The organism is Nonomuraea sp. NPDC050786 (assembly GCF_040654115.1).
GTDB lineage: Bacteria > Actinomycetota > Actinomycetes > Streptosporangiales > Streptosporangiaceae > Nonomuraea.
Map to the genome: position 1 here is coordinate 55274 of NZ_JBFAHJ010000014.1, position 20311 is coordinate 75584.

A 20311-nucleotide genomic window follows, 5' to 3' on the forward strand; every position below is an offset into this window, starting at 1 on the left:
CAGATGAGTCCTCACAAGGGAGTCTCGTCCGGAAGGAGAGGGCGCATGAAGGTCCGTTCGTAGCGTATGACGCAGCCGCTTTCGTCACGGATCTTGTCGGCGGCGATGAATTCGGGATCCCGTCCGAACAGCTGACGATACTGTTCGTAGGTCGCGAGGCTGGGGAAGCTGAAAAGGGCGAGAGCCTTGTCGCTGGCCCCCTCGGCGGGCAGGAAATATCCGTGATGTGTGCCGCCATGCCGGTTGACCAAATCGATCCAGCGGCGCGCGAACGCTTCGAACGCCACGATCTTCGAAGGATCGATGGTGTAGTTGACGACGCAAGTGATCATCGCTGTCCTCTCATCTCAGGCCGGCGGAGACCCTTACCCTGATCTCTTCACCGAAAGCGGCGTACGCCCATGAGGTCTTGGAGGTCTCCTCCGTGGCCGAGCCCGACCGGGCGTCGCGTTGAGCGGCCTTCGCGCGTCGTTGCGTGGGGCGAACGGCTTGTCCACGTTCAGCGCGGGGCTCCGCGTACGGGATCGTGGCCGGGCTTGCGGTGGTCCTCCGCATGCCTCGCGAAATCGGGCGCCTGGTCGCCGGAGAGCCAGGAGCGATGCGCCTGCTCTACGACTTCACCCACACCCTGCGGCCAGGCGCCGCGTCAGAAAGGCCGCCTTGTCGACGAAACCGCTCAAACCCCTGGTGTTATCGGTAACGTTGAGGCGGTCGCACGTGATCGAAAGATGACACGATGACGAACAGAGACGGCGGGGAAAATTCATGTCAGACCTGACCGACGCCGGGGGCGCCGCCCTGCGGATCAATCCGCACATCCCGCATCCGGCGCGGATCTACGACTATCTGCTGAACGGCAAGGACAACTTCGCCTCCGACCGCGAAGCGGCCGAAGCGCTCATCAAGCTGTCGCCGGGCACACGGGAGGGAGTACGCGCCCACCGCGCCTTTCTGCGCCGCGCGGTACGCTACCTGGCCGCTGAGAAGGGAATCGCCCAATACCTCGACATCGGCACCGGCATCCCCACCCAGGGCAACACCCACGAGATAGCCCAGGAGGTCAACCCCGCCGCCCGGGTGGTGTACGTCGACAACGATCCGATCGTCCTCGTACATGGCCGCGCCCTGTTGACCGGAACCCCTGCGGGGGCGACCACGGTGATCGAGGCCGACCTACGGCAGCCGGACACCATACTGTCCCACTCCGAGGTGCAGGACGTACTCGACTTCGATCGCCCGGTGGGCGTCATCCTGGCCGGTGTCCTGCATTTCATCACCGACCGGGAGGGGCCGTACGAGCTGGTCGAGCGGTTGAAGGGCGCCGTGCCCGCGGGCAGTTACCTGCTCCTGTCGCACATCACGCTCGACTTCGCCCCCCAGGTGAGTCGTGACGACTTCACCAAACCCTATGACAACAGCACAGCCTCGATGGTGCCCCGCACCCGCGACGAGGTACTGCGCTTCTTCGACGGCTGGCAGTTCGTCGACCCGGGCCTGGTCGAGGTCGTGGAATGGCGACCGGACGAGCATGAATACCAGGAGCCGATCCCTGGAGGCCACGCCTGGGCCTACGGCGGCCTGGCGGTCAAACCCTGACATTCGGCCAACGACACAGAGCGGACGGCCCCAATCGGAGTCTGCCTGGGGCCTTGCTCTCAGCGCTGGACGCCACGCCCCAAGCTCTGGATTGACCAGGGCACGGCGGGGCTCGTCAGGGGTGGATCACGGGTGGGCGAGCGGCGATGGACTGGTGGAGGGCGTTCGCCACCGCGTGGACGAGCTGGGCCTGTGAGGCGTCCCAGACGAGGTTGAGACCGCTGTGGCTGCGGAGGATGAGCCTGCCGTACAGCAGGATGGGCAGGCGGGCGTTGTTCTTGAAACGGCGGTCGGGGCCGCCCTTGACGTTGACGTAGCGCCAGGTGGAGTCCACGACCGTGCCATCGCGGGGCACCGGGCCTTCTTCGATGAAGCGTGCCTGTTCCACGGCGACTTGGAGGTGCTGATAGGCGAGGTCGGCGACGTGGCGGCCGTCACGGAACAGGACCCGGTCGGGGAGGAAGTGCACCGACAGGCTGCCGGCGGTCAGGGTCGGGACGGCGACGTTGGTGACCAGGATCCGTGGTCCCGCCAACCGGGCCGAGGCGTTCAGCCTGCGCAGCAGCCTTGAGGCGCCGGCGTACACCTTGAACTGATAGGTGCTGGTGATCGCGCCGGATGCGGTGATCAGCCAGAACCCGTGGGCCCGCTGGAGGCCGGTGATCGAGTTCACGAGGTGATCGAAGCGCCAAGCGGCCTCGTCGGTCACGTCGTACATGACGACCACCGTGCGAGCCGCCCGATCGCGCAACGCCACCCAGATCAGGCAAGGCAGCCCGACGGCGACGATGACCAGGCCGAAGCGTCCTGTCACCAGCCCCGCGACGAGCAGGGCGGCCAGGGCGAACGGCCAGTACGGCCGGCGTTTGGCGGCCTTCTGCAACTGCTGGACGACGTCGCTCGGCTGGGCCGGGACCAGGCTGACGACATCGTGCATGACCACGTCACGGTCGGCCGCGGTCGTGCGGTAGGAGATCACGCCGCGTCCCATGCGCACGACGTTGCCGCGAGGGCTCATCCCCGCCCGGAGGCCTGCGATTCCGGCCGAGACTCCCAGCCCGCCCTGGCTGAGGGTGAAGCGGAACGGTCCAGCCCTGAGGCTGGTACGCACATAGAAACCCACGATGAGGAATCCTTTCGGCCCGGGCGCCCGTTACCGCGGCCGAGATCCGACCCGACAGCGTGATCGCAGCCAGGGGAGCAACCGGGCGAGGGTAAGGCCGGACGCGAGGCATCACGGGATTCGTCATCGACAAGCCCGGACGGCGGGACGAATACGGGTGATAGGGCCTGGCCGCTGGAAGAGGCGGCGGGCGGCGGGCGGCGGGCGGCGGGCGGCGGGCGGCGGGCGGCGACCGGAGCCTTCCCCGCCGGTCGCGAGAACACCGCTGGTCTCGGGGTTCAGGGGTGCCCTCCCCGGTCGCAACTCGTATGGCGGAACGTGGAAGCCCCGTCGGGGTCCGGGCTGTGAGCCCGGTAGGCCGATCCGCAGCTCGGCCGCATCCCGAATCACCGCCACTGGCGCCCGGGGAGGTTCGCGAACGACTCGCCATTCAACCGGGCCTCCGGCGGCACCACACCGGCGGGCCCGTCACCTCCCGTGTCGAACAATCTACGGGCATGGATTCCGCAAGACGCGCTGTCACCACGGAAGTCCTGACCATGGCGATCTACGCTTCCCGCATGGCTTTTGTTATCCCAGAGATCAAGGTCGGCCTGGCCGAACTCGGTGGCGGACCTGACGCCTGGTGCGCAAGATGCGGCAAGCGCGCGACTCTCTACTACGTTGATCCGGCGACCGGGAGACCCACGTACGTCTGCACGGCCGATGCCGGTCCCGAGGTGGAGGCAATGCTCTTGCGCTCCGCCGACTGAGCGAATCACCACCGCGGTGTCAGCCCTTCGAGCCTGCGCCCTGAAGAGACTTCGGAACGAGGTGTTCCTCGACGCCGTAGAACCGCTCGCCCGACCGGCAGACACACTCCGAGCCGCTCCCCCAACCGGGCGGCGGCGGTACTGGTGTGCTGCCCGGGTGGGTCGTCCCGGTGGGTCAAGGCAGGATCTCGACGTACCCGTCGGTTCCGTGCACGCGGATCCGCTGCCCGTCCCGGATCAGCCGGGTGGCCTGCTCCACGCCCACGACGGCGGGCAAGCCGTACTCCCTGGCGATCACCGCGCCATGGGTCATCAGGCCGCCCACCTCCGTCACCAGGCCCGCGATCGCCACGAACAGGGGCGACCAGCTGGGGTCCGTGTATGGCGTGACCAGGATGTCTCCGGCCTCGAGATCGGCCTGCGCCACGTCCAGGATGACGCGGGCCCGCCCTTCGACGGTCCCGGCGGAGACCGGCAAGCCGGTCAGGGCGCCGGCCGGCACGTCGTCGCGCCGGTACGCGCCGGTGAAGACCTCGCCGTCCGAGGTGAGCACCCGGGGGGTCGTGAGCGCGTGATACGACCGGAACGCGTCCTTGCGCCGCTGGATGAGCTGGTGATCCACCTGGTTGGTGCGCACAACGTCGTGGAGCTCCTGGAACGTGAGGTAGTAGATGTCCTCCTTCTCGGACAGCACGTCGGCCTGCACGAGGCGCTCGGCCTCCTCCAGCACGGCCTGCTTGTAGACGAAGTAGCGGCTGATGATGCCGTACTTCGGGTACTCGCGGTAGCCGATGAAGGTCCGGACCCGGTCGATCATCCGTTTGACCTCGTCGGCTTTCTGCTCCCCGTCCGGAAGGGCCCGCAGGCGTGACAGCACGTCCTGTTCCTTCTTCTTCGCCTCTTGCCGCCCGTGCTCGAAGCGCCGTTCGGCGGCACCCGGCTCGAAGAGCTTGATGTTGTCGAGGATCAGGGGCACGAGGGTGGTGGGGCGCTCGCTCCAACGCGGTCTCGTGATGTCGATCTCGCCGACGCAGCGCATGCCGTACCGGTCGAGGTAGGCCTCGATGGCGTCGCGCGCTTCGGTCCCGCCCGCGAGCTTCGGCAGCTCGTCCAGGAAGCCCTCGTCCTCGACGTCCTGCAGGAACGCCACCACCTCCGGATGCGGGCGGATCGCGTCCGCGACGTCGAGCAGCGCCAGCCCCATCTCCGACGTGACGTTGCCGGGGGCGGACAGCGTGAGCGTGTCGGCCGCGTTCTTCTCTCCCAGCCACTCCTGCAGCTTGTCGTTGAGCCACCACGTGGCCTCCATCCCCGCCATGATCGCCTGCATGCTCAGCGGATCGCTGAGGACCCGCTTGTGCTCCTGGAAGGCCTCCAGCAGGAAGTCGAACAGCGCCGGCCCGGTCTTCGTCCGGATGTCGCGCCGCAGGGCGGCGATGGACGCCTGGCTGCGCTCGATCAGCCCGGCGACGATGGCCGGATCGGTCTCGATCGGCGCGGACGCGCCGCCGGCCGGCGGCCCGCCGGGACCCCCGTCCGGGAGCGTCGGGACGAAGTCGCCACGATCGAGGAGGGTTTCCAGCGCGTCCCTGGTCAGCGGATCGGACCTGCCCGCCATCTCCAGGAAGCCGGCGCGGCTCGCGGGCGAGGCCAGTAGCCGGGTGGCGTCGACGAACAACCTCCCACCGGCTTCGTGCATCGGCGCCATGGCCGTCAGCTGCCAGAAGGAGAGCCCCAGGGGCTTCATGGGGTCGGTCATCATCTGCTGATGGCCAACGGACAGGTAGACGTGGTTCTCCCGGTCGTGGGCCGCGGGGATGGGGAACAGCGTGGTGATCGGCCGGCTCTGCACGATCTGGAAGTCATCGTCGACCAGGCACCATTCGATGTCCTGCGGGCGGCCGAAGTGCGCTTCGATCCGCCGGCCGAGCCGCACGAGCCGCACGACCTGCGCATCCGTCAGCGCCGGCTGCTCCTGCCGCTGCGGGTCGATCGGCAGGACCTGCGTCCCGCCGTCCGGCGAGGCGTGGATGGCACGCTTCTTGGCGGCAATCGCCTTGGTGACGACCTCGCCGTCTCGCACCTTGTAGACGTCGGGGTTCACCAGGCCGGAGACCAGGGCCTCGCCCAGGCCGAAGCCGGCGTCCACGGTGGCGACCTTCCGGTTGCCCGTGACGGGATCGGCCGTGAACACGATGCCGGCCGCATGCGGGAAGACCATCTGCTGTACGACCACGGCCATGCGGACCTTCCGGTGGTCGAAGCCGTTGCGCAGGCGGTAGGTCACGGCCCGCTCGGTGAACAGCGACGCCCAGCACCGGCCGACGTGCTGGAGGATCGCCGCCGGACCCACAACGTTCAGGTAGGTGTCCTGCTGGCCGGCGAAGGATGCGGTCGGCAGGTCCTCTGCCGTCGCGCTGGATCGCACGGCGTAGGCGGCGTGCTCGCCGAGCTGCGCGAGCGCGCGGGTGATCGCCGCCGCTAGATCGTCAGGGATGGCGATCCCTTCGATGGTCTGGCGGACCTCCGCGCTGAGCGTGCGGATCGCCTCCCGGTCATCCGGGTTCAGGCGCGAGAGCTGATCGAGCCGATCGTCGATCGACGGCGCCTCCGCCATGATCCGCCGGAAGGCGTCCGTCGTCACGCAGAAGCCGGCCGGCACCCGGATGTCTTCGATCCGCGACAGCTCCCCCAGGTGCGCGCCCTTGCCGCCGACGACCGCGGCCCGCGTCTCGTCAACCTCTTGGAGACCCAACACGTACTGCTCGATCACTGCGCTACCTCCGATGCAGCCGTGCTCCGCCCCATCACTGGTTCGACGTCACCGCGTCCCATACACGTCGACAACCGCACATCCACGTCGTGCCCCCATTCCGCAGGTTGTGGCCTCGGCCGACGATTCTGGGGTACGACCCGGGTCTTGCCGCAAGCCCCCCTGTGCGCTATACGTTAGGAGTGGCAAGAGGAGGATCTTTCGGCCTCTGCCCCTTTCGCCCGCTGGGACCGACAAGCTGCTTGAGCTGTGGCGGCGGGTGTGTACCGCCCCGGCCTATCTCAGGCCGCCGACGGACAGCCCTCCGCGCCAGTGCCGCTGAAGCGTGAAGAAGGCGATGACGAGGGGAACGACCGACACGAGCGCGCCCATGACGATGAGGCTCCAGAGGGAGGTGCTGCCTGCGTTGTTCGCCGAGGCGATTCCCTGCCAGAGGCCGAGTCCGACAGTGACGGGGAAGAGGCGGTTGTCGGAGAGCATGGCGAGAGGCAGGAAGTAGTTGTTCCAGGACGCCACGGCGGACAGGAGCAGCACTGTGACCACCGCGGGTCGCATCAGGGGGAAGGCGACCTGGAGGAACGTTCGCACCTCACCCGCACCGTCGGCCCGCGCCGCGTCCAGGATCTCGTCGGGGACCGCGTCGCGCGCGTATACATGCATCAAGTAGACGCCGAACGGGTTGAGCAGTGACGGGAGGATCACCGCCCAGACCGTGTTCGTCAGGCCGAACTCGGAGAACATCATGAAGGTGGGAATCACCAGGGCCGTCGCCGGCACCATCAACGCGCCGAGCACGAGTGAGAAGCTGAAGCGCCTGGCGGCGAATCGGTATTTGGCGAATCCGTAGCCGGCCATGACGGCCAGGACCGTGGCGCCGACGCCGCCCGCGAGTGCGTACAGCGTGGAGTTGAGGATCCACCTGCCGTAGATGCCGTTGTCATAGGTGAACAGTTGCTCGAGGTTGCCGAAGTAGTCGATCCGGTCGGCGAACCACAGGGTGTTGCCGCCGCCGAACAGGCCGGGGGCGTCCTTGGAGCTGTTGACGATGACCCACCAGAACGGCACGAGGAAGTACACGACCAGGAAGCCGAGGAGCACCTGCAGGGGCAGGTGGCGTTGTGGCCGGCGGCGGACGCCGGCGCGGGAACGGTCGCTCGTCACAGAAAGCTCCTCCGCTTGCGGGTGAAGAACAGGAAGGCGTAGACGCCGACGAAGACGATCCCGCCGAGAGCGAAGGAGATCGCCGATCCGTAGTTGAAGTTCGCGAGTGCGAACGCCTGCTGATATGCGTACATATTGGGGGTGAAATCCGGTCCGATCGTGCCGGCCGCGAGGGAACGCAGAATCTGCGGTTCGTTGAAGAACTGCAGGGTGCCGATGAGCGAGAAGACCAGGATCAGCAGCAGTGCGGGGGCGATCAGCGGGATCTTGATCCGCAGCGCGATCTGCCATGCGCCGGCGCCGTCCATGCGGGCGGCCTCGTAAAGTGCCGGGTCGATGCCCTGGAGCGCCGCATACAGGATGATCATGTAATAGCCGGCCCACTGCCAGGTGACGACGTTGACCAGACCGTAGAAGATCAGGTTGCTGCTGAGGAAATCAGGCGGGGCGGCGCCGAACAGATCGAAGAGGCCGGAGAGCGGCCCGAAGCTCTTGCTGTACAGAAATCCCCACATGACGGCTCCGATGACCGTGGGGATCGCGTAGGGGAGGAAGATCATGAGGCGCGAGAAGCGGGTGAACAGAGAGGTCACGGCATCCAGGATCAGGGCCATCGCGAGCGCGACGATGATCTGCAGAGGGATGGCGACCAGCGAGAAGCGGATGACGAACCATGCCCCGGAAAGAAAGCTCGGGTCGGTGAACGCCTTCACATAATTGTCGAGGAAGACGAAGCTGGTGCCGCCGATCAGCTTTTTCTGGAAAAGACTCAGGTACAGCGCGTACGCGAGCGGCGCGATGAGCAACGCCAGGAAGACGATCCCGAATGGCCCGACGAAGAGCCATCCCATCACATGCTCACGGAGGCGCACCTTGCCACGTATTTTGCGCGTCCTTTCCTGGGTGCTTGGCACACGCTTGTCGATCATGAGGGTCAACCTGGACTCCGGGATGTCGATGCCGAGGGATCAGGGGTGGGCCGGCGGGATGGAAGACGGCCCACCCCTCCCGTCACTGAACGGTGAAGCCTTGCTCCTTGGCGTACTTCGCCACGTCCTCCTGAAGCCGGTCGGCGGCCTGGGCGCCGGTGACGGAGCCCTCGATGAGCGCGCTGATCTGCTTGGTCATGGCGTCGAAGTAGTACTGACCGAACGGGCTGTAGGTGACGCCCTTGTAGGCGTTCGCCGCAGGGACGTAGACCTCCTTGTTCGCCTGCTGGCCGCCGAAGAACCCGACCTTCAGGTTCACGAACTCGGGGTCGTTGAGCGCCTTCAGGTTCAGCGGGAAGATGATCTGGTTGGTCCAGCCGTGGGTGAGCGACTCCTTGTCGGCGTAGAAGCCGTACGCCACCTTCGCCGCGAGCTCCGGGTTCTTCGCCTGGCTCGTCACGGAGAAGGCAGACCCACCCCAGTTCACCTGCACCGGATTGGCGGGATCCCATTGAGGGAGCGGCGCCACCGCGAACTTGCCCGTGTCCTTGCCCTTGCCGACGCCGGCACCGGTGAGGTAACCGGGCGCCCAGGCCGCGGAGATGTACGTCGCGTACTTACCGTTGATCACGCCGGAGATGTACTCCGGGGTGAACTGGTCCTGCGTCCCGACCAGCCCCTTCTTCGCCAGGCGCGCCCAGTAGTCGAGCACGTCCTTGGAGGCCTGGTCGTTCAGCTTGACTCCGATGGAGTTCTGTTGCGCCGGACTGTAGGTGAACGGGGCCGCGCCCTTCTGGATCTGCAGCGCCATCATGAGGGCCGACACGTTGGCGGCGAAGTCGCCGAACGCCGGGCCACCCGCGTCCTTCACCTTCTGGGCCGCCTGCTCGTACTCGGCCCACGTCTTCGGCGGCTTGATGTCGTACTTCTCGAAAATGTCCTTCCGGTAGATCATCGCCATCGGGCCACCATCCACCGGCACGCCGTAGACCGCGTCACCGACCGAGACGTCCTTCCAGGCACCCTCGCTGTAGTCGGCCTTGACGGCGTCGAAGCCGTACTTCTTGATGTCGACGAGCGCCTTCTGGATCTGGAAGGTCGGGATCCGGTCCATCTCGATCATGATCACGTCGGGTGCGCCGGTGCCGGCCGAGATGGCCGTCTGGAACTTGTCGTACTCGTCACCGCCCTGGCCGACATTGGTCCAGCAGATCTGCACCTCGCCGTTCTGCTTGTTGAAGTTGTCGACGACGAGCTGCATGTTGGGGTACCAGCCCCACATGGTCACGACCGGCAGGTTCTTCTTGGGGATCGTGTTCGTGCAGTTGCTCGCGCCGCCGCCGCTCGCGGCGCTTGTGCCCGCTCCCCCGTCGGAGGAGCAGGCGGCCAGCGCGGTCGTGGCGGCGAGCATGGCCACCGCAGCAGAGAGCCATTTCTTGTTCATCGGCATGTTCCCTTGGGGATCGGGGCGCACGGAGGTTCATGCGCCGCCGTTGAGACCGAGCGATCGGCCAGGACGGGGCACCGGTGACGCGACCCGCGCCCCCGTCCCGGCCGACTTCAGGTGAGCGCTGACACAGCCCGCGTCCGGCGGCGAAGGCCGGGCGGACGGGGCTTGCCTAGCGCTTGAACAGGCGTGGCGCCAGGTCGATGAGGTTCTTCTGCCACACGTCCCAGCCGTGCGGCCCAGGGGTGACCCCGTCGAACTCGTAGCGGATACCGAGGTTGTTCAAGGTGGTCAGGGAGGTCATGAAGAACGGCTGGACGAAGTCCGTCTGGTCGCCGACGTACAGGCGCAACAGCTTGGTGCCGCTGTTGATCGCCTCCGCGTCGACGCCGGCGGCACTGCCGAACCCAGCCGAGAACGCCGCGACGTAGGCGAACCGACCGGGGAAGGCCTTGAGCACGCCGAACGCCTGCCCGCCACCCATCGACAGGCCGGCGAGGGCCTGCTGCGACGGGTCGTCGGAGACGTGGTAGCGGGCGCGGGCCGCCGGGACGATGTTCTCCAGCAGTTCCTTGTTGAAGTCGGAGACGTTCCCGTTGCCCATCACGACCACCATCGGCACCAGGTCCCCGTCGAGGAACTGGTGGTCGAGGATCTGCTTGGCGCGTCCCATCTCCACCCAGTCCGTGTAGCTCTGGCCGCCACCGTGCTGGAGGTAGAAGACGGGATACGGCTGCGCGCGCTTCGGGTCGTATCCCGGCGGGGTCCAGACCAGGGCGGTCCGGTCCTGGTTGGCCACGCCGCTCCGGTACGTCATGCTCTCGACCTTTCCGCCCTGTCCGGCGGGAACGTCCGTGAGCAGGCGTGCCCTGTCCCCGCGGACGAGGAAGGTGCTCCAGGTCGGCTCGGAGGTCACCTTCGTCGGGTTCGAGGCATCCTTGACCGAGACCCCGTCCACCATCCACCGGTAGTAGTAGAACCATGGGCCGAGCGGCCCCACGGTCACCCGCCACCGGTCGCCCGCACGCGACAGCGGGATGCGCAGCCAACTCCCGTTGGGCGCCCAGTTCGCCCACACCTTGACGCGCTCGGCCGCCGTGAACGCCGTCGTGGTCTCGAAGGTGACAAAGCCGTCCTCGGTGACGAACGGCGTCGGGGTGGTGCCGGGGGCCGGCGGATTGAACTCGCCCTTCAGCTTCCCGTGCCCGGCGCTCGGACCGTGATCCGAGACCTTGCGGAACAGCCGCGGGGCGAAATCGATGAGGTTCTCCTGCCAGGCGTTCCAGTTCGCCCCGGCATCGGGGTTGACCCCGTCGAATTCGTACGCGATCCGGGCGCGGTCCAGCGCCTTCATCAGGCGGTAGGTCGCGTTGTACGCGGGATCTGTCACATTCCCCGTGTACAGGCGCAGCAGCTTGACGTGGCGGTTGCTCGCGTACGCGTCCGTCCGGCCGGCGCCGTCCGTCAGGAGACCGGAGAATGAGCCGGCGTAGGCGTACTGGGCCGGGTGCGCCAGAGCGGCGCGGAGCGCCCGTGTCCCGCCCTCGGCCACACCGGCGATCGCCTGGTGCGCCGGGTCACGATGGACGCGGTAGCGGTCGGCGACCGCCTTCCGGAGCTCCTGCAGACCGTCACCGTCGCTGATCACGACCACCATCGGCTCCATGGCCTTCTGGAGCGACAGGTTGTCGAAGATCTGCTTGGCCCGGCCGAGGTCGAGCCAGTCGGTGGCGCTTGCGCCGTCGCCGGGCTGCAGGAACAGCACCGGGTAGGCTTTCGGGCCCTTGGCCGCGTATCCCGGTGGCGTCCACACCTGAGCTGACCGCTCCTGCTGCTTGGCCCGGTAGGTCAGGGTCTCGACCTTGCCGCCCTGCCCCTGGGGCGCGTCCGCCAGCAGGCGCGCCGCGTCGCCCGGCACGAAGAAGGTGCTCCAAAGGGGCTTGGATGCCACGCCGGTGCTGTTCGTCGGATCCTTGAGACCCTTGGTGTCATCGCCCGTGACCTGGTACGAGTACAGCCCGGGCCGGAGCGGGCCGAGAACCCCTGACCAGACGTCGCCCCGTCGGGTCAGACCGAACTCCGCCCAGGTGAAAGAGGGGCCGAAGTTCCCCTCGATGGCGACCTGCGACACCGGGCCCACACTGGCCTCGATGGAGGCCACCGGAACGCTGAAGGACGCGTAGCCGTCCTCGGAGATGCTCAGCCATGGCGTATCCGCCGCCGCCGGCCGCGACGCGAGCAACACCGCGGCGATCGCCATGACCCCGGCGGTGATCGCCGCCGCGAGCCGGCGCCCGCCATGGGGGCGTGACCTGCCGTGATAAGGTAAAGAACGCATGCGAAACTCCCTTAATGGCCGGCCACGATTGACGTCCGACTGGCCGGCCTGATTCATGCGGTGGATAGTTCGTGGTTGGTGTTCGCACCTCCATCCGTCGTGGGGTCAGCTTGCCCACCTGGCGTTCGTTGCAGCGAACGCCAGGTGCGATGGGACGCCGTGCCTGTGGGTGGCGTCACGGTCACATGGGGTTCCCCGGCGCCGCGGTGGAGCCGCGAACCACCAGGCGGGTCGGGAGCACGATCTGACCGGGGCCCTCCCAGTCGCCGGACACCAGCGACCTGAGCATGCGCGCGGCCTCGTATCCGAGCCGGTACATCGACTGGTCCACCGTGGTCAGCCCCGGCTCGGTCAACGCGGACTCCGGGATGTTGTCGAAGCCGGCCACCGACAGGTCGCCGGGCACGCTGAGCCCCAGGTCCTTCGCGACCGCCATGGCTTTCAGCGCCATTCCGTCGCTCGCCGCGAAGATCGCCGTCGGAGGGTCCGCCCTGTCCAGCAGCGCCCGCGCGAGCGGTGCCGCGGACTCGGGATCGAAGCTCCCTCTTGCGACCAGCTGCGGATCGATCGGAACACCGGCCTCGCTCAGCGCCCTGCGGTAACCTTCCTCGCGCGACCACGCGGACTCCAGGCCGGCGCGGCCCGCGATGAAGCCGATGCGCCGATGCCCCAGGCCGAGGAGGTGCTGGACGACCGCGGTGGCGCCCGCGAAGTTGTCCGCCGTCACCGACGGCGCCGTCGAGCCCTTCGCCGGATCGATGACCACGACCGGAGTGCCGCTCCGCACCTCGCCCGAGGGCGTGACCACGATGCACCCGTCGGTGAGCGTGCCTGACAGGCGGGCCAGGTGCCGCTGCTCCCAGCCGTCCGAGTACGTCCCGTAGAGGTCGCTGTTGGCGTAGATGATCAGATCGAACCCCGACTGGCTCAGCGCGTCCATGACCCCCTTGAGCACCTCGGCCGTATAGGACTGGAAGCTGTGCGTCACCAGCCCCAGGACGCTGGTACGGCTGCGCCGCAGGCTCGTCGCCACCAGGCTGGACTCGTAGCCGAGCCGTTCGATGGCCGAGCGGACCTGCGCGATGGTGCTCGCGCTGACGCCGTAACGCCCGTTGACCACCCGCGACACGGTCGCGGTGGAGACGCCCGCTAATCGTGCGACATCGCTCATCGTCACCGGCGCACCGCCCTCGGCCATGCCGCCCTCACAAGTTGCAATCGTTATCGGTTACGTTTGCAGCGCAAACGTAAGCGATGACGATTGCGGAAACAAGACCTTTTCGGCCGACCGTTCATGGGATAGAAACACGGGCCGGATCCCGCGGCCGGGGCCAGGTGCCGCCGCGCCACGACCGCCGGCACCGCTGCCGAGCGGGGTGTACGCGCTGGAAGGCGTCGTCGTTCGCGCCGTCCGTGCCGCATTGTGACCGCGGCACGGACACTCGATGTGTGGCTCCTGCCGTCGATGAGCTTGGCGGTCACGTCCTGGGTGGCGCCGTTCCAGGACGCAGGTTCCCGCCGGTGAACTGCCACCAGTTGACGTTGAAGAGGTTGCCGCTCCCGCCGGTGTACTTGAAGTACAGGTCATGGGTGCCGGTCGCGCCGTTCACCGGGCAGGTGACGGACGTCCACGTCTGCCAGCCGCCGGTGCCCGGCACGGTGCAGGTTCCCACCAGCGTGCCGTTGACGCCGTCGAGGTGGAGCTCGATCCGGCCGCCGCTGGTCGCGGAGGCCACCCGCGCGGTGAAGGACGTCGCGCCGGAGCCGAAGGCGACGCCCTTGACCTTGATGTGGTCGCCGTTCTCGATCCAGCCGACGTTCATGCCGCCCTCGCTGGAGGGCTCGGTCTCCACGCCGGACTCCCAGGCGATCGTCTCGGCCTCCTGGCGGACGTAGGGGTTCAACGTGCCGACCTGGGGTGCTCCGGTCGTGGTCATGTTGATCGTGGGGATGGTGCCGTCGGCGTTGTAGGTGAATCTCTCCACGGCGACCGAGCGGGTGTAGCCGCCACCACCCGGCAGGGCGCCGTTGTGGTAGAAGAAGTACGACCCGCCGTTGAAGTCGATGATTCCGGGGTGGTTGGTGAAGCTGCTGCCCTGCGTGGGCATGACCGTCCCGCGGTAGGTCCAGGGCCCGGTGGGGCCGGGGGCCGTCGAGTAACCGATGAACTCTGAGCAGCATTTCGCCGCGAAGACGTTGTAGTACAGGCCGTTGCGCTTGTAGACCCAGGGTCCCTCCTCGTACAGGGTTGGTCGGCTCGTGTTGCCGGTGCGGGTGCCGAAGCCCGCGGTGGTGAGGGGGATCTGCGTGGGACTGCCCGAGTACGAGATCATGTCCGGGTTGAGCCTGACGTACCACAGGTTGGGATTGCCCCAGTACAGATAGGCCTGCCCGTTGTCGTCGATGAAGACGGTGGGGTCGATCTCACCGTTCCTCACCAGCGGGCGCCCGATGGCGTCGGTGAAGGGCCCGGTGGGGCTGTTCGAGACCCCGACGCCGATGGCCATCTGGCCGCTCGCCCGGTCCTTCACCGGTACGTACCAGTAGAACTTGCCGTTCCTGTAGACGGCCTGGCCGGCCCACGCGTCCGCGCTCGCCCATGTGAAGGTGGCGACGCTCATCGGCGAGCCGTGGTCGGTCCAGTTCACCATGTCCGCCGACGACCAGACCCGCCACTGCTTCATGGTGAAGTACGTCGAGCCGTCTTCGTCGTGTCCCGTGTAGAGGTACACCCGGCCGTTGTACACCAGCGGAGCGGGGTCGGCGGTGTAGATCGTCTGGACGATCGGGTTGTCCGCCCTGGCCGTGCCAGGGATCATCGTCACGAAGCAGAGCAGCGCCATGATCGCAAGCGCACCGCGCCCGGACAAGACGCCGAACCGAGGTTTCATGATCCACCTTCCGGATTGCGGGCCGTGGTCCGTCAGGTACGGGCCCAGCGCTGGTTCGCGCCGCCGTGGCAGGTGTAGAGCTGGAGCCGGGTGCCGTTGGCGGTGCCCTGGCCCACGGCATCCAGGCACAGCCCGGACTGGACCCCGGTGATGGAGCCGTCGGAGTTCAGGCGCCACTTCTGGTTGGCGCCGCCGTGGCAGGAGTAGATCTGGATCCTGGCACCGTTGCCGGTCCCGGCCGCGTCGAGGCACTTGTTGCCATAGACCCTGAGCTCGCCGGCCGAAGTGGCGGTCCATTGCTGGTTGTCCCGCCCGTTGCAGTCCCACAACTGCACCGCGGTGCCATCCGCGGTGGCGGCGTTCGGAACATCCAGGCAACGCCCGGAGGCCACCCCCCTGATCGGGCCGGCGCCATCGCCGGGCGCGGTGGGGGTCGACGTCGGAGTGGACGAGCCGCCGTCCAGCCCGAAGAAGCGGATGGCGTAGACGGCCATCCCGGCGTGCGGCAGATCGTGGCCGGCGCCGGCGATGGTGTACGCCTCGACCTGTCCGGAGCCGAAGACTCGCCGAGTCCACCCGGACTGCGGGCTGTCAGTGGAGGCCGGAGTCTGGGTCAGCCCGTGCACGTTGGTCCACTGATCGACCTCTTCCTGCAGCATCGTGTACGGCAGCACGGAGTCGGCGGTGCCGTGCCAGGCCATCACGCGCGGCCGGGGCCCGGTGTAGCCGGGGTAGGCGTTCCTGACCAGGTCGCCCCACTGCTGCGGCGTCTTGTCCCCACATCCGGCGGGCCCGAGGCAGCCGTAAGGAACTCCGGAGAACGGCGCGCCGGCCTTGAACACGTCCGGATACGTGGCGAGCAGGTTGTTGGTCTCCATCGCGCCGGAGGAGAAGCCGGTGGCGAACACCCGCTCCGGGTCACCGTTGTAGCGCTGCAGCACGTAGGCCGTCATGGAGACGATCGACACCGGATCACTGCCGCCACCGTGGCGCAGGGCCTCGTTCGACCACACGTCGAAGCAGTTCGACATGCCGTTGGCGCTCTTGTTCGCCTGCGGGTAGATGACGATGAAACCGTACCGGTCGGCGAGCGAGGCGAACTCGGTGCCCTGGTGGAAGCCCGGGGCCCAGCCGTTGCAGCCGTGCATCGCCACCAGCACGCCGGGCCGGGGGGCCACCCTGTCGGGGACGTAGAGGTACATCCGCAGGCCGCCGGGGTTGGCTCCGAAGTTCGTCACTTCGGTCAGGGCCGCCGCCGACGCTCGGGGGGCAACGGTGAGGAACATGGACAGTGCGGCGGCCACGACAGCGATCAGAGCCGCCACGCCGGCTCCGATGGTGGCATACGCCCTAGGACGCGGTTTCATTCGCTGCCCTTCTCTTCACGTGTTCGGCCTCTCTGTGGGGCTGCCGACCTGGCGGAGACGCATCGGACGGCCCCTCCCTCCGAGCCGCCCTCGCGGGCCGATAGGGGACGGGGAGCGGCCACGGAGCGGCCGGCGGCCCGGTGAAGCGAGGACCGCAGGTGTGGTGCCTGTGCGGATCTCGCTCGGCTGCGGTCGTCAGCGCGCCGCTCGGCCAGGCGCCACTTGTTAGCGCTAACAAGCAGCTTGCTCGTCGAACTCCTTTCGGGGGTCGGCGCGAAGTGGTGGCGTCACGGAGCAAATACGAGACCGAAAGGTAACGTCAAGAGCCCCCGGGCCGGCGGTGTCTCGAAGGAGACGGGGCCCGAGCGCGCTCACCTGGCGTTTCCTGTCAAGGCCGCAGTCGATCGGCGGGGGCGAGGCCGTGAAACTTTCACCTGAGGTCCTGCACGGCGAGCCAGGCCGAAACTTTCAGATAGCCGATCGACCATGGTGCCAGTACAGGGGCATAGGCGCCGACGGGCGTCGCCGAAACTTTCACCCCGCCATTGAGTAGTTTCGGCGACATTCCCCCACCGAGTTCTCCGAGCCGAGCCGCGGGAAGACACGACGCCCCGGTGGACAAACGGAGCATCAGCGAGTACCCCAAAGCACGCCGGTACTACGCATTGATGCGGATCGCTGTGCTCGGCGCGTGCTCCAACGCCTGAAGGCTCCCTCATGTTTCCCCCGTGGGCAGTTGTCGTCCGGCCTGCCTGAAGGGCCCCTGATGACGGCGGCCGCAGCTCCGGGTCGGCCGGCGTGTTCGAGACGACGGCGTACGAGTTCGGCCGCAATCCCCTGGACTACTCGTACGTGACCGGCTACGGCGACCGGTGCTCCCGCATCGTCCACCACCGCTTCTGGACGAACCGGCTCGACGGCTGGAACGCCGTGCTCGCGTGGACGGCCGAGAAGACCGCCCAGTCACGCTCTCGGGGCCCGCATGGGAGCCGAGGAGCCCCGGACGGTCAGCGTCGGCCCGATCAACGTGACGCCCTCGACGGTCTCGCCCTCCAATTGGGCCACGGCCAACTCGGCCGCCCGGGAGCCCAGCTGCGCGGCGGGCACCGCGACGTTGGTCACCTGCGGGGAGGTCTGAACGGCCGTCCGGTCGGGGCAGACGGCGACCACCGACGCGTCCTCGGGGACCACCCGTCCCAGTTGCGGCAGCAGGCTCAGCACGTGCGGAATCGCCGCCTGGTGCAGCACGACGAAGCCGGTGGTGCCGGGACGCTCACCGAGGATACGGGCGAGCGTGCCCGCGGTCGACTCGAACGTGCCTTCGCAGGGCCGGAAGTGGGCGTTCATCCCGCGTTCCGCCGCCCGGCGCATGAACCCGTCGAGGGTGCGGTCGGCGAAGCTCTTGTGCCGCTGGTAGACGATCTCACTCTCGCCGATCAGCACCACCTCGTGGTGCCCCAGGTCGGCGAGGTGGTCCGCGCAGGCCGCGCCATTGCCCACGCAGTCCAGATCCAGGCAGACGAGCCCGGACGGGTCGGCCGGCAGGCCCATCAGGACGGACGGCACCTGCGTGCCGCGGACCTGTTCGACGCGGGGGTCCTCGAGCTCGACGTCCATGAGGATGACGGCGTCGGCGGCGCCTCCCATCGTGACACCGCGCAGGTCGTCGACGACCTCGGTGCCGGTCAGCAGAAGGACGTTGCGCCCGTGCCGGCGCGCGGTGACGGCGACCTCCATCACGATCTCGGCGATCAGGGGAACGTGCTTGTCCCCCTGAAGCGGCACGGTCACGGCGATGACGTTCGACCGGCGCGACGCCAGAGCCTTGGCGCCGAGATGGGGATGGTAGCCGAGCTCCGCGATCGCCTTGGCGACCCGCTCCCGCGTGGCCTCCGAGATGCTCCGCTTACCGTTGATCACGTATGACACGGTGGTTGGGGAGACTCCCGCGCGCCGCGCCACATCAGCCAGGGTGACCAGGACCATCACCCCCCATCGGACCACGCTGGTGCAGCGCTTCACATCGTACGTCCATGCTCATCCCTTGACCGCACCCAGGAGCATGCCCTTGGCGAAATGCCGCTGCACGAAGGGGTAGGCGAGCACGATCGGCACGAGAGTGAGCGTCACCACGGCCATCTGGATCGACAGCGGCGCGACCTCCTGATGCCCCAGGTACTGCCCCGTCTGGGTGATCCCGGTGCCTGGCAGGGCGGTGCCCTGCAGCGTATAGGTGTAGATGACCATCTGCAGCGGCCACTTCCCGTTGTCGGGCAGGAACAACATCGCGTTGAAGAACGAGTTCCAGTATCCCACCGCGTAGAACAGCGAGATCACCGCGAGAACCGGCCGGGAGGTCGGCAGCACCACCGACCACAGCGTGCGCCAGTGGCCGGCGCCGTCGATGCCGGCCGCGTCGATCAGCTCCCTCGACGTGGCGGCGAAGAACGCGCGCATGACCAGGATGTTGAACACGGAGACCGCGCCGGGCAGGACCAGCGACCAGTACTGGTCGTAACCGCCCAGGGCCGACACCAGCAGGAACCCGGGGATGATCCCACCGCTGAAGAACATGGTGACGACGAACGTCATCAGGATAGGCCGGTGCCCCCACGACCCCTGCCTGGACAGGCCGTAGGCGCACAGAACCGTCAGGATCATGGAGAACAGCGTCCCTGCCACAGTGATCGCGCAGCTCACCCAGAGCGCGTGGGTGACCAGCCGGTTGGCGAAGATCTGCCCATAGGCACTGGTGGTCAGCTCGTCCGGCAACAGGACCAGGCCGCCGGCCCGGTTAATCGCCGCCTGGGTGGAGAAACTCGTCAGCACCACAGCGTAGAGCGGCACCAGGATCGCGGCCAGCACCAGCCCGAGGGTCAGGCCCTTGCCCGCCTGGCCCGCGCGGGTGGGCGGTTCCTCCCAGACCGGCCTGCGGGTGTGCCGTCGTGGGCGAGACAGTGCGGTCATCGCCGGTACAGCCCGTCCTCGCCGAAGGCGTGCGCCACCTTGTTCGCGGCAATGATGAGAATCAACGAGAGCACTCCCTTGAAGAGCCCGGCTGCGGCGCCGAACCCGAAGTTGTTGTTGACCACGCCGTAGAAGTAGGCGAACGTGTCGAGCACCTCGGACGCGTCGCGACCGACCGCCTGCCGCTGGATGAGCATCTGCTCGAAGCCGACCGACAGGGCGCTGCCCAGCCGGAGCACGAGCATGAGCACGATGACCCCGCGCATGCCCGGCAGCGTGATGTGCCACATCCGCCGCCACCGGCCGGCGCCGTCGACCGCGGCGGCCTCGTAGAGCGCCGGCGAGATCGCCGCCAGCGCGGCGAGGAAGACGATGATGCCCCAGCCGGCCTCCTTCCAGACCGCCTGCGCCGTCACCAGGAACTTGAAGGCGTCCGGGTTCGTCATGATGTCCCAGGTCGGCATGCCGAACCGGCGCAGCAGCGTGTTGATGGCGCCCGCGCCGCCGAGCATCTCCTGGAAGAGCGTGACGACGAGGACCCAGGAGAAGAAGTGCGGAAGGTAGACCACGGACTGGATGAAGGAGCGGATCCTGTCGCTCAGCACCGAGTTGAGGATCAGCGCCAGCGCGATGGGCACCGGGAAGTACAGGACCAGCTGGACCGCGCTGATCACCAGGGTGTTCTCCATGGAGCGCCAGAAGAGCTCGTCCCGGAACAACTGCAGGAAGTTGTCCAAGCCGATCCACGGACTGCCGGTGAACCCCGAGTAGATGTCATAGCTCTGGAAGGCCGTCACCACGCCGAGCATCGGCACGTACGCGAACACGACGGTCAGCACCAGGGCGGGCAGGATCATGAGCAGCAGCGAGCGGTCTCGGCGGAACCTGCGCCACCCGCTCGGCCGCCCGGACTCGCTGGGGGCGGGCGTGCCGCTCGCGCGGGCGCGTTCCTCGCGCACGGATTCGC

General features: G+C 67.7%; 15 protein-coding genes and 1 pseudogene. 3 read left to right on the top strand and 13 right to left on the bottom strand.

The features are described from left to right. Positions 1-11: 11 nt before the first annotated feature. Positions 12-332 carry an NIPSNAP family protein gene (locus tag AB0H84_RS24970; RefSeq protein ID WP_357608573.1) on the bottom strand — a complete coding sequence of 107 codons (321 nt, stop codon included), beginning with the start codon at positions 330-332 and terminating at the stop codon, positions 12-14. 433 nt (positions 333-765) lie between these two features. Between AB0H84_RS24970 and AB0H84_RS24975 the strand changes: the two genes are divergently transcribed. After that, entirely contained in the window at positions 766-1596 is an 831-nt protein-coding gene (locus AB0H84_RS24975) for an SAM-dependent methyltransferase (RefSeq protein WP_357608575.1), read from the top strand. A 115-nt stretch (positions 1597-1711) separates the two neighbouring features. On the opposite strand, the gene AB0H84_RS24980 is transcribed toward AB0H84_RS24975, so the two are convergent. Further along, positions 1712-2719, bottom strand: coding sequence for a DUF4236 domain-containing protein (locus tag AB0H84_RS24980; RefSeq protein ID WP_357608578.1), 1008 nt, complete (start codon positions 2717-2719; stop codon positions 1712-1714). A gap of 497 nt (positions 2720-3216) precedes the next feature. Here AB0H84_RS24980 and AB0H84_RS24985 point away from each other — a divergent pair, with 497 nt between their 5' ends. Beyond that, positions 3217-3471, top strand: coding sequence for a hypothetical protein (locus tag AB0H84_RS24985; protein ID WP_357608581.1), 255 nt, complete (start codon positions 3217-3219; stop codon positions 3469-3471). A gap of 175 nt (positions 3472-3646) precedes the next feature. Here the strand turns inward: AB0H84_RS24985 and rph are convergent, their stop codons facing one another. The 8 genes from rph to AB0H84_RS25025 all read right to left on the bottom strand — a co-directional run bounded on the left by rph (position 3647) and on the right by AB0H84_RS25025 (position 16377). Beyond that, positions 3647-6244 carry a rifamycin-inactivating phosphotransferase gene (gene rph / locus AB0H84_RS24990; protein ID WP_357608584.1) on the bottom strand — a complete coding sequence of 866 codons (2598 nt, stop codon included), beginning with the start codon at positions 6242-6244 and terminating at the stop codon, positions 3647-3649. A gap of 276 nt (positions 6245-6520) precedes the next feature. Then, entirely contained in the window at positions 6521-7405 is an 885-nt protein-coding gene (locus AB0H84_RS24995) for a carbohydrate ABC transporter permease (protein ID WP_357608587.1), read from the bottom strand. Continuing rightward, positions 7402-8334: a sugar ABC transporter permease gene (locus AB0H84_RS25000; RefSeq protein WP_357608590.1), complete on the bottom strand. Its 933-nt coding sequence runs from the start codon at positions 8332-8334 to the stop codon at positions 7402-7404. The genes AB0H84_RS24995 and AB0H84_RS25000 overlap by 4 nt, the downstream gene beginning before the upstream one ends. 82 nt (positions 8335-8416) lie before the next feature. After that, the gene (locus AB0H84_RS25005) at positions 8417-9778 is read right to left on the bottom strand and encodes an extracellular solute-binding protein (RefSeq protein ID WP_357608593.1); all 1362 of its coding nucleotides are present in this window, start codon (positions 9776-9778) and stop codon (positions 8417-8419) included. Positions 9779-9953: 175 nt separating this feature from the next. Next, entirely contained in the window at positions 9954-12119 is a 2166-nt protein-coding gene (locus AB0H84_RS25010) for an alpha/beta hydrolase-fold protein (RefSeq protein ID WP_357608596.1), read from the bottom strand. 181 nt (positions 12120-12300) lie between these two features. Beyond that, on the bottom strand, positions 12301-13290 hold the full coding sequence (locus tag AB0H84_RS25015) for a LacI family DNA-binding transcriptional regulator (protein WP_357608599.1): 990 nt from the start codon (positions 13288-13290) through the stop codon (positions 12301-12303). 307 nt (positions 13291-13597) lie between these two features. Beyond that, complete coding sequence (locus AB0H84_RS25020) at positions 13598-15010, bottom strand: glycoside hydrolase family 43 protein (protein ID WP_357608602.1); 1413 nt, start codon at positions 15008-15010, stop codon at positions 13598-13600. A 32-nt stretch (positions 15011-15042) separates the two neighbouring features. Then, on the bottom strand, positions 15043-16377 hold the full coding sequence (locus AB0H84_RS25025; RefSeq protein WP_357608604.1) for a PHB depolymerase family esterase: 1335 nt from the start codon (positions 16375-16377) through the stop codon (positions 15043-15045). 798 nt (positions 16378-17175) lie between these two features. On the opposite strand from AB0H84_RS25025, the pseudogene AB0H84_RS25030 reads away from it, so the two are divergent. After that, positions 17176-17277: pseudogene (locus tag AB0H84_RS25030) on the top strand (glycoside hydrolase family 9 protein); the annotation flags it as partial. Between the two features lie 63 nt (positions 17278-17340). Here AB0H84_RS25030 and AB0H84_RS25035 read toward each other — a convergent pair. From AB0H84_RS25035 to AB0H84_RS25045, 3 genes are read right to left on the bottom strand one after another with little or no spacing between them, the layout of a single operon-like run. Beyond that, positions 17341-18363 carry a LacI family DNA-binding transcriptional regulator gene (locus tag AB0H84_RS25035; protein ID WP_357609037.1) on the bottom strand — a complete coding sequence of 341 codons (1023 nt, stop codon included), beginning with the start codon at positions 18361-18363 and terminating at the stop codon, positions 17341-17343. Positions 18364-18414: 51 nt separating this feature from the next. Further along, positions 18415-19344, bottom strand: coding sequence for a carbohydrate ABC transporter permease (locus AB0H84_RS25040; RefSeq protein WP_357608607.1), 930 nt, complete (start codon positions 19342-19344; stop codon positions 18415-18417). Further along, complete coding sequence (locus AB0H84_RS25045; RefSeq protein ID WP_357608610.1) at positions 19341-20303, bottom strand: ABC transporter permease subunit; 963 nt, start codon at positions 20301-20303, stop codon at positions 19341-19343. The genes AB0H84_RS25040 and AB0H84_RS25045 overlap by 4 nt, the downstream gene beginning before the upstream one ends. Positions 20304-20311 lie beyond the last annotated feature (8 nt).